Genomic DNA, 15,102 nt, shown 5'->3' on the forward strand with positions numbered 1-15,102 from the left:
ATGCTTTATCCTTTCAAAATTTTTACATGGAATTTACGAGATCTGGGTCCGTCAAATTCACAGAAATAGATTCCTTGCCATGTCCCAAGTACAAGATTCCCGTTAGAGACAACTAATGTTTGGTTATGGCCTACCGTACTCACTTTTAAATGTGCAGCAGTGTTTCCTTCCATATGCAAATCTTTTGAATGCTCCCAAGGATATACTTCACTAAGCCGTCTGAGAAAATCTGTTTTCACATCAGGATCAGCATTCTCATTCACTGTAATTCCTGCTGTTGTATGTAAGGAAGAAACAACAACAAGCCCGTTTTGCACATTATTTTCTCTTAGGAAATTTGCAACATCTGCTGTAATCTCGATCATGTCGTCATGTTTGTTTGTGCGTAGTTGAAACGTTTTCTCCATGTTTTATCACCCTTTTTTAAAAAATTCCTTCCATTCTATTCTACTAAAAATCGTTTCTATGTTAAAATTTTCTGTGTAGTATTAATGAAGAGAGGATGCGATAGAGATGGTAAAAGAAATATATACAAACAATGCACCACAAGCGATTGGCCCATATTCACAGGCGATTGATGCAGGAGACTTTGTCTTTGTTTCCGGGCAGATACCGCTTCATCCAGAAACAATGGAAGTTGTCGATGGTGATATTGCGAAACAAACAGAGCAAGTGATGAACAATTTACAGGCAGTACTAAGTGAAGCTGGATTAACTTTTGCACATGTTGTGAAATTTACGATTTATATTACAAATATGGACGATTTCGCGGCAATTAATGAGACATATGCAAAATTTCTTCAAGAACCATATCCGGCACGTGCAACAGTTGAAGTTAGCAAATTACCAAAAGGTGTAGGCGTTGAAATGGATGTTATTGCAAAGAAATAAGAAAAAAGAAACCTTCTAGCATATCTGTTAGAAGGTTTTTAGGCCAGCTGATTAGGGTATAGTGACATCGTATCGACTAACAGACGTTATCAATAATTCAAGTTTCTAATTTTTTTCTTTCCATATTCTCATAAATCTTGCATAATATAAGAGTAAGTATACAAAAAAGGAGACAATATATGAAGAAACTGTTATCGATGTTTATTTTATCATTGGTAGTTGGACTTGCTATGTCGTCAGTTGTTTTTGCAAGTAATGGAGATATAGGTATTGATGAACGATATGGAAAACCAAAAGTGGTCTTAGGTGAGGCACTGTCAGAAGATCAAAAAGACCAGGTCAGAAATTTACTGAATGCAACAGATCCTGAACAAGTGGAAGAGTATATTGTGACAGCACAGGATCTGGTAAATTTCATTGATGGTGATCCAAGCTCAAATATGTACTCTTCAGCAAAAATCACTAGACAAGGTGAAGGTTATGGTGTGGTTGTGAATATCGTTAATCCGGAAAATATTACTCAGGTAACGAATGAAATGTATGCGAATGCTTTATTAACAGCCGGAATTGAAAATGCATTAGTGGAAGTTGCCTCCCCATTAAAGGTTAGTGGGCACTCTGCATTAACAGGTATCTATAAAGCCTTTAATGTTGATGGGGAATCATTGGATAAAGAAAGAATGGAAGTAGCAAATGAAGAACTAGATGTAGCAACAGATCTGGCCGAGGATGCGGGGATTGAGGAAGCTAAAGTTAGTGAACTGTTAACAGAGATCAAAAAGCAAATAGCTGAACAAAATCCCGCAACAAAAGAAGATGTGGAAAGAATTGTTAGTGAACAATTAGAAAATTTAAATATTCAATTAAGTCCGGAAGACCGCCAAATGTTAACAAACTTATTTGATAAAATGCGTAATTTGAACATTGATTTTGGACAAGTGACAAAACAGCTGGACAGTATTGTTAATGATTTAAAAGGCAAGCTTGAAGAAGTAACCGGCGGCGATACAGAGGGTTTCTGGCAAGCGGTCAAAGACTTCTTTACTAATTTAATTGATTCGATTAGAGGTTTATTCAGCTAAAATATTTTATAAATAGCTTCAGTATGTGAGGGAATTGCATACTGAAGAATTTTTTTTATTAGCAGCATAGTAATAATAGGGAATAGCAATGAGCTTGGTTATACAACCAAGCTGGATGTAGTATATTGCAGGGCGCTTTTTTCTAATGGAGGAAGCGCTTAAATTGTTATATAATAGGTAGAACTAGTGAGATTGGGGGAATTCAATGAGCAAATTATTTAAGTATATAAATCTATATAAATATGCAATGTATGTTGCACTATTTTTAATGATTGTAGAATTAATTGTAGAGCTTGTTCAACCTGTAATTATGGCTAAAATCATTGATGATGGTATTGTAGCCGGGGATATGGAAACAATCTATATTTATGGCGGCTGGTTATTATTTATAACGGTTATTGCATTTATAGCGGGGATTAGCAGCTCTTTCTTCGCCTCGCATGTGAGCCAGGGGGTAGGCCATGATATTCGAAAGGATATGTTCCATCATATCCAGATGTTTTCTGCGATGAAGATACAGAAGTTCCAAACATCCTCTCTACTCACTAGAATGACCAATGATGTTTCACAAATTCAAGGTTTGCTTTTTGGATTTATGCGTATTATGCTTCGAGCTCCATTATTTATAGTTTTTGGAATTGTTATGTCTTTTACAATAAACCCTTCGTTGGCTGTGATTTTGCTAGCAACAATTCCGCTCTTAATGATAATCATGCTGACCTTAATGAAGAAAGGTATGAGGTTGTTCCGATCTGTACAAGAAAAGTTAGATAGTGTGAATCAGATTGTACGGGAAAATTTGTTAGCAATTAAGCTCGTAAAAGCTTTTCATCATATTACATATGAAAACAACCGTTTTTCAAAAATAAATAACCGTCTGAAGGATCAAAATAAAAAAGCATTATGGGTAATGGAAATCGTGATGCCAATTGTCATGCTGATCATGAATCTGGCTTTAATTGTTTTATTATGGTTTGGATCGGTACAATTAGAGATGAATGGTGCACAAGCGGGTGAAGTGGTTGCAATTATAAACTATGCGACCAGAATGTTAGCATCATTTGGTGTCTTTTCTTTCCTTCTAATGAATCTCACTCGCGGAAGAGCTTCAGCTGCACGCATCAATGAAGTGTTGGCTGAAAGTCTGGATGATGAAGTGAAAGAAATACCCCAATGGCATAAGATACAAGGTGCAATTGAGTTTGAACATGTATCTTTTTGTTATCCAAATATGAGGAAAGAATCACTGCATGATATCAACTTTGATATCAAGCCAGGAGAAAAGGTCGGGATATTAGGGGAAACTGGTTCTGGAAAGACAACACTCCTCCATTTGATTCCATACTTATATCATAAAACGAGTGGCGAAATTTATATTGATAAACAGCCTATTGAGGTATGGGGAAATCAGGTTCGTCTTGATATAACTTTAGTGCCGCAAGAAGGTTTTTTATTCTCTGGAACCATTAAAGATAATATCTCCTGGGGGAACGAGCAATTATCGATGGAAGAAATCGAACAAGTAGCAAAAGAAGCACAATTAGATTCATTTGTTCAAACATTACCAGCCAAATACGACACTGTAATCGGACAGCGTGGTGTCAACCTGTCTGGCGGCCAGAAGCAGCGTCTCTCGATTGCACGTGCTTTAGCAGATAATCCGTCTATCTTATTGTTAGATGACAGCACTAGTGCCCTTGATGCAACAACAGAAAAGCATGTCTTAGAAGCAATACGCAGACGAAAATGTACCACTTTTATTGTGTCACAGAAGATCAGTTCAGTGGTTGATGCCGATCAGATTCTTGTGTTAGAGAAAGGCACTGTTAAAGGACAAGGAACACATGAACAATTAGTACAATCACTCCCTCTTTACCAAAAAATGTGGGAATCACAAAGAAGGGAAGGTGTATTGATGGATGATTAATCGAAAAAGAAACCCGCAAACTAGCCCGCCTGTTTCACCGCATCTTCCTGTGAAAAGGGCGAAAGTGAAAAATTTAAAAGGCACGGTACTTAGAATATGGAGTTATATGGCTACAGATCGATTGTTATTTTGGCTTGTCCTCTTATTTGTTATTTTTAGTGCGTTACTTTCATTACTTGGACCTTATTTTATTGGTTTAGCAGTGGATGTAATGACAGGAGCTGTGAGTCAATTCAGCTTTATCCAAATCCTTCTCATTCTGGCTGCTGTATTTATTTTACAATCAGTTACACTAGCATTGCAAAACTATTGGATGATTGATATTGCACAACATACCGTTTATTTAATGCGGAAGGAATTATTTGAACATGTTTTAAAACTGCCCATATTATTTTTTCAGAAATCCCAAAGCGGGGACTTGATGAGCCGACTAACAAATGATATTGAAAATATTAGCAGGACATTAAATACAGCAGTTATTCAATTAACAACTAGTGTTCTGACATTAGTTGGAACATTAGTTGTAATGTTTTGGCTTAGCCCGCTGTTAACATGGATGACTCTCCTGATTGTACCACTCATGTTTTTTGGAATGAGATGGATTACGAAACGAACAGGTAAGTATTTTAAGGAACAGCAAAGGGAATTAGGGGAAATGAATGGATTCCTGGAAGAAACGCTGTCAGGTCATACAATGGTTAAATTATTTCATCAGGAACATCGAGTGATTAATCAATTTCAGAATCATAACGAAAAGTTAAGAGAAGCAGGTTACTGGGCTCAAGTATATTCTGGTTTCATTCCTAAACTAATGAATACCTTAAATAATTTTAGTTTTGCCATAATTGTCGGAATTGGCGGCTGGGTGGTTCTGTCAACAAATGCAACGGTGATATCTATTGGCGTTATCGTAACATTTACAACATATGCAAGACAATTTACACGCCCGTTAAATGATTTAGCTAACCAATTTAATACGATATTATCTGCAGTGGCAGGGGCAGAAAGAGTTTTTGTTATATTAGATGAGCAACAAGAAGAAGGTAATGATAATAAAAAGCGTATAGAAAAATTAAATGGGGATGTTGTATTCAAACAAGTTTCCTTTGCTTATAATAATGAAGAGAAAGTATTGGATAAGATATCATTTCATGCGGAGCCTGGTCAGACGGTGGCACTAGTAGGACCTACTGGTGCGGGAAAGACAACTGTTATTTCCTTGATAACACGTTTTTATAAGGAACAGACAGGTAATATCTTAGTAGATGGGCACGATATTAACCATCTGTCAAATGAAAGCTTAAGAGAAAACTTAGGTATTGTTTTACAAGATGCTTATTTATTTGATACAACAGTAAGAGAAAATATACGGTATGGCAAATTAGACGCAACGGACGAGGATGTAGAGAATGCTGCTAAAATGGCAAATGCTCATTTCTTTATTGAACAATTGCCGGATAAATATGATACATTGTTAGAAGGAAACGGTCATGGTATAAGTCAGGGCCAGCGCCAATTAATTTCGATTGCCCGAGCAATGCTTCGTAATCCGTCTATCTTGATTTTAGACGAAGCAACGAGTAGTATTGATACGATTACCGAATTAAAAATCACAGAAGCATTAAACCGGTTAATGGAAGGAAAGACTAGCTTTATTATTGCACATAGATTAAATACGATTGAGGAAGCAGATCTTATTTTAGTGTTAAAAGAAGGTAAGATTATTGAGAGAGGCACTCATCATTCATTATTACAGCAAAAAGGATTTTATGCTAACCTTGTTAAAACACAAACAGTAAAAGAAGCATGATCCAAAGAATTTACGTCATGGAGGTGATTGTAATGACGGATGATAGACAAAAACAAGAATTGAAAGATGAACAAAATCGTGTCAATAAAGTGGTAGAAGAAATTAAAAGGAAAATGGGTATATTACGATCACGTGCATCCAACTTGAAGCAGGACGTTATCGATATTAGGCGGGATTTCTGGGAAGACGTTACGGTTAACATAGAAGAAATGGATGATAAAATAGAGACCGAAGCGAGTATTAAGCAACAAGCTGAATTTTTATCTGAACGGGAAAGAAGCCATGGGCAGGTGAGTGAACGATTAGATATTCTTGATCGCTTAAAGGACTCGCCATATTTCGGCAGAATTGATTTTCAAGAAGAAAGTGAGTCAAATGAGCAGCCAATATATATAGGGTTAGCCTCAGTACTTGACGATGCGGAAGAGAATTTCCTTGTACATGACTGGAGAGCGCCTATTGCGAGCATGTACTACGATTATCCGCCAGGACCGGCAAGTTACGACACTGTTCAAGGAAATATTTCCGGGGAAATAACATTAAAACGTCAATATATTATACGTAATGGCGAATTAAAAGGAATGTTTGACACAGGATTGACTATTGGTGACCATCTCTTGCAAAAAGTGTTAGGTAATCAGGCGAGTACGAAAATGAAGAGTATCGTTTCCACTATTCAAAGAGAACAAAATCAAATAATTAGAAACGAAAAAAGTAAGGTATTAGTGGTCCAAGGTGTTGCGGGGAGCGGCAAAACTTCTGCGGCATTACAACGTGTTGCTTATTTGTTATACCGATATAGAGAGACTTTAACATCGGAACAAATCGTATTATTTTCACCTAATCCATTGTTTAATAGTTATGTTGCAACAGTCCTTCCTGAGCTTGGCGAAGATAATATGAAACAGATGACATTTTATCAGTTTTTACATCGCCAGTTAGATGACAGCTTTCAATTAGAGACACCATTCGAGCAAATGGAGTACTATTTAAGAAAAGATGGAAAAGACTATGATACGAGAGTAGAAGCAATGCATTATAAGGCAAGTTTAGACTATAAAAGATTATTGGATAAATATTTGGATGACTTAGGCGAAGCAGGCATTGTATTTCGTAATATCTCATTCCGTGGGGAAATTATTATTTCCAAGAAGGCGATTGAACAATATTTCTATCAAACAGAGCGCACTTTATCTATTCCCGACCGTCTGGAAAAAGTAGCGAATTGGCTTTTACTCCAATTAAAGAGGGTGGAGGAATATGAAAGAGAAAAAGATTGGGTGTTAGAAGAGAGTGAATTGCTGGATAAAGAAGACTATGTGGATGTTCATCAATCACTGCAAGAAGAACTAAGATTTACTGATGAAACCTTTGATGACTTTGATCGCGAGGAAGAACTTTTACGAAAACGAGTGGTTGCAAATAAGATGAAACCATTAAAGGTAAAAATCAGGAAACTTGCTTTTGTTGATACATTAAAAACGTTCCGTAAGTTATTTTATCATTATCGTACAATTGGTATGGACGAATCATTACCAGACAGATGGACGGATATATGTCAATTAACAGATGAATATCTAAAAGATAGATATTTAACATGGGAAGATGCTACCGGTTATATCTATTTTGAAAAATGTATGCTTGGATTCCACTCTCAACGAACAATTCAGCACTTGTTTATTGATGAAGCGCAAGATTATTCACCATTTCAGTTTGCACTGGTGAAGCGTATGTATCCTGTTAGCAGAATGACATTGCTGGGTGATATTAACCAGGCGATTTATGCACATGCAGTGAGAGAAGAAACACTTTTATCAGATAAATTCTCTGAAAAACATGAACGAATTGTATTAACGAGAAGTTATCGTTCAACAAAACCAATTGTCTCTTTCACTAAAGCGTTTATGCCAAATGGAGACTTGATTGAACCTTTTGAAAGAGAAGGTGACTTGCCAGTCTTAATGGAAGTAGACCAACCTGAAATTGCCGTAGAAAAAATTGTCTCGAAAATCCAGGAATATCTTGCAGAAGGGCAAGAGACTGTTGCAATAATCGGTAAAACAATGGAAGAGTGCAGATTGTTACACGCGTTATTGAAACAACGTTTACCTGTTCACTTAATGACACAGGAAACACATACATTTAATAAGGGGATTGTCGTTATTCCTGCTTATTTAGCTAAGGGAATTGAATTTGATTCAGTAGTTATTGCCGACGCATCTGATGAGAATTACCATAACGATCTTGAACGAAACTTATTCTATACAGCATGTACGCGTGCCATGCACCACTTAGCGCTATTCTCAGTCGGACGTCCAAGCCGATTTATTGAGCAAGTACCAAAAAACGATTTTCTCCATTTCAAAATACATGAAATTGCAGTACGAAATAATGAGTAAAATGACCGGTTATACCGGTCATTTTTTGATTTTAGCAGAATAAACAATTTATCTAAGATAATAATAAGCATAACATTTCTCAATTTTATTCATATATGGCAAGATAATATAGTAACTAAACAAAGGGGAGGAATAACAATGGTAACAAGTTTACAAGCAACAACAACACTACATAATGGTGTGAAGATGCCTTGGTTCGGACTAGGAGTTTTTCAAGTTGAGGATGGAGAAGAAGTGATTAATTCTGTTAAATGGGCATTGGAACACGGCTATAAAAGCATTGATACAGCAGCAGTTTATAAAAATGAAGAAGGTGTAGGTCAAGCAATCAAAGAATCCGGTATTCCTCGTGACGAATTGTTTATCACATCTAAACTATGGAATGGTGATCAAGGCTATGAGGAAACATTAAAAGCATTTGAAACATCATTAGAAAAGCTTGGATTAGAATATCTCGATCTATATTTGATTCACTGGCCAGTACCAAGCCAGAATAAATATAAAGAAACATGGAAAGCAATGGAACAGCTTTATAAAGACGGGAAGATTCGTGCAATTGGTGTAAGTAACTTCAAGGAACACCACCTGGAAGATCTTTTAACAGAAGCTGAAGTAGTACCAATGGTGAACCAAGTTGAATATCATCCACACCTGCAACAAAAAAGCTTGCATGAATTTTGCAAAAAACATCAAATTCAATTAGAAGCATGGTCTCCGTTAAAACAGGGCCAAATCTTAGCTGATCAAACATTAACGAAAATCGCTGAGCGTCATGGCAAATCCACTGCACAAATAATTTTAAGATGGGACCTCCAAAATGAAGTAGTTACCATTCCTAAATCAGTGAAAAAGCACCGTATTCATGAAAATGCTGATGTTTTTGATTTTGAATTATCAGATGAGGAAATGAAACTCATCGGTGAGATGAATAAAGAAGAACGTATTGGCCCAGATCCGGACGTTTTTGATAAAAGATAATATATAAGTGAAAAAAGTATCTAGATAAACTAGATACTTTTTTCTGTTTTGCGGTTGAACAGATGAAACGAATAAGCTATCGTAGTAATAGAGAGACAACAAAGAGGGGGTTTTGATTATGGCATTTGTAATTACAGAACCATGCCAAATCGAAAAAGCAGGGGAATGTACAACAGTTTGTCCTGTTGACTGCATTAAAGAAGGTCCGGACCAATTTTATATAGATCCAGATATCTGCATTGATTGTGGCGCATGTAAAGCCGTTTGTCCGGTTGATGCAATAGAGGAAGAATATGATCTTACACCAGAACAAGAAGTGTTTTTAGAAAAAGCAGAGGCGTTTTTTGCTAATAAATAAAATTAAAGCTGCCACATGGATAGTGGCTGCTTTATTTTTTCTCTAAAGGGATAGGCAGGTAAACTAGTATAGTCAAGTTGCAGAAAAGTATTAAAGTGATAGAAAAGTGTTACATTAGTTACCATCGTTATTCAAAAAAGTATGATTGTTATTTAGCCGAAACTCCGTTAAAGTGTAATTATGAAAACGCTTTATAAAAAGAGGTGGAAAAATGCTTAATCAACAAAAATTTCTATATCCAAGTGCAGAATTTGGTATCCATCCATTTTGGTTCTGGAATGGGGAAATGGAAGAAGCAGAAATTGAACATCAGATTAACGAGATGGCAGATAAACATGTGACAGGTTTCTTTCTTTGTGCAAGACAAGGGATGACTGTTCCTTATTTATCCGAAGAATGGTTTGATAAGGTAAATTATGCTATCGAAGTCGCTGAGAAGAATGGTATGCATGTATGGTTATATGATGAATATCCATACCCGAGCGGAATTGCAGGTGGAGAAGTAACATTAGAGCATAAGGATGCGAAACAATCGATTCTTACACATAACATGAAGGTGGCAGATGGGGGAGGGAAATTTTCAGCCGAACTGCCTTGGGGTAAAATTCTGTTTGCTAAAGCTGTGCCAGTCGATCATCAAACAGGTCACCTTAATTGGGAAGAAGCAATTGATATCAAACAATATATTGGCAATATTCAATTAGATCATGTTTATCAAAAAACCGGCTTAACAGCATACAATCAAAGGAGATACTTTACTTACGATCCTAAACGTTTCCTTACTTGGGAGGTGCCTGCAGGACAATGGCAAATTCATTGCTTTATGGAAGAGGAAATCAGTGACTTTAAATATTATGGCACATATGTTGATCCACTACACAAAGATGCGATTAAGACTTTTATAAGAGTAACGCATGAAAAGTACTTAGAAAAGGTCGGCAATCATTTTGGCAAAACGATTAAAGGGATGTTCACAGATGAAACACATTTATTGGGAGAACTCCCATGGTCCCCTCAGCTTGTCCCATATATTCAGGAACACTATGGCTATGATATTCGTGATCATTTACATAAATTACTCTTTGATGATGAAAATGCTGCCATGGTCCGTTATCAATATTATCAATCCATTCATGAAATGTTGAGGGACGTTTATCATAAACAGATCCATGATTGGTGTGAGACAGAAGGGATACAATATGTTTCCGAAGTGCCATCAGCAAGAATGTCAGCCCAAGTGTACAGTCATGTACCAGGAGGAGACAGTTCCCATGAGAAGCTCGGCCGGTCATTAGATTGGATTTTAAAAAGGTATTTCTTTAGTCTTCGTGCCAATCCGAAAATGATAAGTGCACTTAGTAATCAATTAAACCGTGACAGGGCCTTAATAGAATGTTTTCACAGTGTAGGCTGGTCGATGACAATGCAAGATGCCAAATGGATGATTGACCGAATGGTTGCGCTAGGGATAAACTTCTTTAATTTTCATGCCTTTTTCTATACATTAAATGGACTGGTTAAACATGATGCACCACCATCCCAATTTTTACAGAACCCATATTGGGAGCATTATCGCTTGTTAGGTGATTATGTATCAAGAATCAGCTATCTAATGAGCCAAGGAACGGTTGTAAGAGAAATAGCAGTATTGGATCCAACAACAAGTCTATGGGTGAAAATGGCAAATCCATTTATGAAGTTCTCTTATGTAGGAAATGATGATAAGGAAAAAGCACAATTAGAAAAATTAAAAAATACATGGCGTGATATTTGCCTAAGTTTAACGAAAAATCACCACGACTACGACCATTTAGATCCAGAGATTTTAGCACAGGCACAAATATCTGAAGGAAACATAGTGATTGGTAAAGCACGTTATTCAATCTTAATTCTTCCGCCGATAACAAATTTAGAGAAGTCAGCATGGCTTAAAATCAAACAATTTATGGAACAAGGTGGTGTTGTCATAGCGAACGGCTTATTACCATATGAAAATATTGAAAGTGACCCAGCAGTATTAACTGAGATGGAAACTTACTTTAATACGGATTCAATAGATTTGTTGGACTTTTGGCAAAATAGCAGTGATGATAAAGTGTTGGCACATTCGCAATATCATACTTATTTCATTAAACAAGGTAATGAAGAATGTGAGCGGTTACATGAAATTATTGAACAATTTCGGACAAACAAAGTTCAGTTTCGTGTAGAAGATGGTACGCAAAGTTTCCTTATGCAGCATCGACAATATGATGATGGATCAGATCTTATTTTTCTTACCAATCAGGAAAACGGAAGACACCGTACAACACTATACTACCAAGCAGGCTCAGTGGAAAAGGAGTTTCTAAAAGTAGATATAGAAACAGGTCAGGTGCAATCATTGCCTGTCACACGATCAGAAAATCGCTGGGAACTTCCACTAACTTTTGTACCATATCAATCTTATTTAATAAAAGTAATTGATAAGGAAGCAAAACAGGATAGCATACAAGAAACAGCCGGCCAATTAATCATTTTGGCAAAGCAAAAGAGCTGGGATTTAACATTAGATCAGCCAAATATATTAAGGTTATCCGATTTTGAAATGACGATTCATTATAAAGAAAATATAACAGGAACAGTAGAAGCGAAGACTTTTATTGACCAGTGTGAGGATCTATCCAAAACTTGTAATTTACCTGTTCAATTTTCGCAGATTTTTGGAACGCCGATGGAATTGAGTCTTCCATATCCGCTGAATGTAAGTTATGTGAAATTGTTTCAAATTGAGCAAATGTCTAGTGAATGTTTCCTATTAATCGATAAAAATGCTGTCTCTGACGGATTAAGTATTTATATTAATGATAAAAAAGTAAATTGGTCAGCATTCAACCAACAATTTTTCTATGATCATACCAATATCGTGGCAGATATTAGTGAACTAGTGAAACAAGGAGAGAACAGTGTAGAGGTAAAAGGACAAATCGAAAAAGATTGGGATGGCGTAGTCGATCCAATTTATTTACTAGGAGATTTTGGCGTTGTATATAGTGATACAGTACCTGTCATAACGAAAACCCCTGAAAAAACATCATCACTTAAACAACCATATGCTGGATTGCCGCATTATGCTGGAAGCCTTACTTTCACCAGCTCATTCGAGTGGAAAGGTGATAATAATGAAACATATCAATTACGGATAAAAGATTTAGATGAAGTGCATGATGCAGTCGAAATTTCATTGAATGGTATATCACTTGGTGTAAGAGCATGGTCACCATATGACACGATTGTAAAAGGTGATCAATTAAAACAAGGAATAAATGTACTAACCATTAAGGTGAAAAATACATTAGTCGGTTTGTTAGAAGGTAAGTATTTTGATTATGAGGAACATGTCTTAAAAGAGGTACGAACAGTCAAAAGGGAGGAGGAATAAGTTTTGACAGTAAATCAGTCCCCAAATGTTATCGTTGTATTTACTGACCAGCAAAGATGGGATACGACAGGTGTTCATGGCAATCCGTTAGATTTAACGCCAAACTTTGACCAAATGGCAGGAGAAGGAACACATCTGTATAATGCTTTCACTTGTCAGCCAGTTTGTGCCCCGGCTAGATCTTGTTTTCAAACAGGAAAGTTTGCAACAGAAACAGGCTGTTATCGAAATTCCGTTCCACTGCCTGATGATGAAAAAACATTAGCACATTACTTTAAGGAAAACGGTTACTACACTGGTTATATAGGTAAGTGGCATCTTGCTGCAGAAGAACCAGTTAGTCGAAAGAGACAAGGAGGCTATGACTATTGGCTTGCGGCCAACGGGCTTGAGCATACTTCTGAACCGTATAAAACAACCGTATATGATAATGAGCAGAATCCTGTAGAATTACCAGGTTATCGTGTTGATGCATTAACAGATGCAGCCATTCGGTTTATTGATGATAGGGAAAAGCAAGCAAACCCATTTTTCCTTTTTCTGTCTTACTTGGAACCACACCATCAGAATCGAACAGATAATTATCCAGCACCAGATGGGTATGAGGAAAAATATACAGCAAAGTGGATTCCGCCAGACTTGCAAGCATTGGGTGGAACAAGTGCACAACACTTAGGTGGTTATTATGGAATGGTAAAAAGAATTGATGAGGCATTAGGCAGAATTTTAGATACATTAAAAAGCCTGGGGATTAGAGAAGAAACGATCGTTTTATTCACATCAGATCATGGCTGTCATTTTAAAACGAGGAATCATGAATATAAACGGTCTTGTCATGAAAGTTCCATTCGTATACCAACAGCTATTACAGGTCCAGGATTTTTCCACGGTGGGAAGAAAAAGGAATTAGTCAGTTTAATCGATTTTCCGCCAACCTTGTTAGATGCTGCAGGGATTAAGGTTCCAGAGCAAATGTCAGGTCATTCTTTTCTTCCGTTAGTCAATCAGGAGGCTGGTGACTGGGAAAATGAAGTATTCATTCAAATAAGCGAATCACAAGTTGGGCGGGCGATACGGACAAACCGATGGAAGTATAGTGTTTCTGATCCAGATGCAGATAGAATATATGATGCTAGCTCGGATCGGTATGTTGAAGAATTTCTGTATGATTTAGCAGCAGATCCTTATGAGTTAACTAATTTAATTGGTTTCCGTTCCCACCAGAAAGTTGCAGAAGTCCTCCGGGGAAAATTACTAAAGAAAATTATACAAATGGAGAATGAAACACCTGTTATTCAACCTGCAGCTCCTAAGGAAAGTGGGCAAAGAGGAGTAATGGATGAAGAAGTTTGGCTTTAAATGAATGAATGGAAAGGCTGTTGATAAGTATAACACTCAACAGCCTTTTCTCTTAGGTCTTCGTTGACAAAGCATACTTGGATAAGCTAGTTGTTTTCACTCTGGATAATATCAGGATTCCAATAATTGCTCCACTTATACTGCTGACAAGGAAACCTGGTAAAAATGCTATGGCACCAACAGATGTGCCCATTAACAGGTAAGCGAAAGGAACGGATAATAATGCACCGATTATACCGGTACCAACAACTTCGCCAATCCCAGCCATTATTTTATTATTCGTAACTTTAAAAACTATTCCGGCTAATAATGCACCAATCATCCCCCCTGGAAAAGCAAGCAATGTACCTATGCCTAATAAATTGCGCAAAAGGCCGATAGCAAAAGCAATAATTACTGCAGGGACAGGTCCTAGTGTAACAGCTGCCATCACATTTACCGCATGTTGTACAGGGAAAGCTTTTGCAATTCCTGTTGGAAACCATAAAAATTGTGAACCTAATGTTCCTATCGCAACAAATACTGCCATCATTGTAAGTAATGTCGTTCTTTTTCTCATTTCGTTCCACCTTCCATCAATGTTTGGTTATACTAACATAAGGGAAAATTTAAAAAAACCAGATCTTTAATTAAGACCTGGCTTCGCATACAAATTGGTATGGACAGCTACTTCCCTCCGCTGGTATAAACCAGATCAGGTCTTAAGAGTTAAAAAGCTTGAAGCGCGCTTTTCTCTCAGCCTATGCTTATAGGCACCCCTAGTAGTAATCATATTTAACTTAAAGAAAATTCTAACATACAAGAAGTAAATGTCAATAATATGATTGTTTTGAATTCGAGATAATAATAAGGTAAAATAAATAGATACTTAAAAATA

Annotated in this window: 11 protein-coding genes and 1 riboswitch; of the genes, 9 read left to right on the forward strand and 2 right to left on the reverse strand. The window is 36.8% G+C overall.

The window, feature by feature from the left end:
* Positions 1 to 5: 5 nt before the first annotated feature.
* Positions 6 to 407, reverse strand: a complete 402-nt coding sequence (locus ACFOY7_RS06515; protein WP_390250571.1) for a secondary thiamine-phosphate synthase enzyme YjbQ — start codon at positions 405 to 407, stop codon at positions 6 to 8.
* Positions 408 to 513: 106 nt separating this feature from the next.
* Between ACFOY7_RS06515 and ACFOY7_RS06520 the strand changes: the two genes are divergently transcribed.
* The 9 genes from ACFOY7_RS06520 to ACFOY7_RS06560 all read left to right on the forward strand — a co-directional run bounded on the left by ACFOY7_RS06520 (position 514) and on the right by ACFOY7_RS06560 (position 14,225).
* A complete protein-coding gene (locus tag ACFOY7_RS06520) occupies positions 514 to 891 on the forward strand; it encodes a RidA family protein (RefSeq protein WP_390250573.1) in 378 nt (125 codons plus the stop codon).
* 179 nt (positions 892 to 1,070) lie between these two features.
* Positions 1,071 to 1,973 carry a DUF1002 domain-containing protein gene (locus ACFOY7_RS06525; RefSeq protein ID WP_390250575.1) on the forward strand — a complete coding sequence of 301 codons (903 nt, stop codon included), beginning with the start codon at positions 1,071 to 1,073 and terminating at the stop codon, positions 1,971 to 1,973.
* 205 nt (positions 1,974 to 2,178) lie between these two features.
* On the forward strand, positions 2,179 to 3,900 hold the full coding sequence (locus tag ACFOY7_RS06530) for an ABC transporter ATP-binding protein (RefSeq protein ID WP_390250578.1): 1,722 nt from the start codon (positions 2,179 to 2,181) through the stop codon (positions 3,898 to 3,900).
* Complete coding sequence (locus tag ACFOY7_RS06535; protein ID WP_390250580.1) at positions 3,893 to 5,710, forward strand: ABC transporter ATP-binding protein; 1,818 nt, start codon at positions 3,893 to 3,895, stop codon at positions 5,708 to 5,710. The genes ACFOY7_RS06530 and ACFOY7_RS06535 overlap by 8 nt, the downstream gene beginning before the upstream one ends.
* Positions 5,711 to 5,742: 32 nt before the next feature.
* Positions 5,743 to 8,109, forward strand: a complete 2,367-nt coding sequence (helD, locus tag ACFOY7_RS06540) for an RNA polymerase recycling motor HelD (RefSeq protein WP_390250582.1) — start codon at positions 5,743 to 5,745, stop codon at positions 8,107 to 8,109.
* 138 nt (positions 8,110 to 8,247) lie between these two features.
* Complete coding sequence (locus ACFOY7_RS06545; protein ID WP_390250584.1) at positions 8,248 to 9,087, forward strand: aldo/keto reductase; 840 nt, start codon at positions 8,248 to 8,250, stop codon at positions 9,085 to 9,087.
* 118 nt (positions 9,088 to 9,205) lie between these two features.
* A complete protein-coding gene (locus ACFOY7_RS06550) occupies positions 9,206 to 9,445 on the forward strand; it encodes an indolepyruvate ferredoxin oxidoreductase subunit alpha (protein WP_390250586.1) in 240 nt (79 codons plus the stop codon).
* 211 nt (positions 9,446 to 9,656) lie between these two features.
* The gene (locus ACFOY7_RS06555; protein WP_390250588.1) at positions 9,657 to 12,866 is read left to right on the forward strand and encodes a glycosyl hydrolase; all 3,210 of its coding nucleotides are present in this window, start codon (positions 9,657 to 9,659) and stop codon (positions 12,864 to 12,866) included.
* Positions 12,867 to 12,869: 3 nt separating this feature from the next.
* On the forward strand, positions 12,870 to 14,225 hold the full coding sequence (locus ACFOY7_RS06560; RefSeq protein WP_390250591.1) for a sulfatase-like hydrolase/transferase: 1,356 nt from the start codon (positions 12,870 to 12,872) through the stop codon (positions 14,223 to 14,225).
* Between the two features lie 52 nt (positions 14,226 to 14,277).
* Here the strand turns inward: ACFOY7_RS06560 and thiW are convergent, their stop codons facing one another.
* Positions 14,278 to 14,784 carry an energy coupling factor transporter S component ThiW gene (gene thiW, locus ACFOY7_RS06565; RefSeq protein ID WP_390250594.1) on the reverse strand — a complete coding sequence of 169 codons (507 nt, stop codon included), beginning with the start codon at positions 14,782 to 14,784 and terminating at the stop codon, positions 14,278 to 14,280.
* 95 nt (positions 14,785 to 14,879) lie between these two features.
* A riboswitch (TPP riboswitch) is annotated at positions 14,880 to 14,995 on the reverse strand.
* Positions 14,996 to 15,102: the final 107 nt, after the last annotated feature.

Origin of the sequence: Gracilibacillus xinjiangensis (assembly GCF_042651765.1) — a bacterium.
In the GTDB taxonomy this organism is placed as follows: Bacteria; Bacillota; Bacilli; order Bacillales; family Amphibacillaceae; genus Gracilibacillus; species Gracilibacillus xinjiangensis.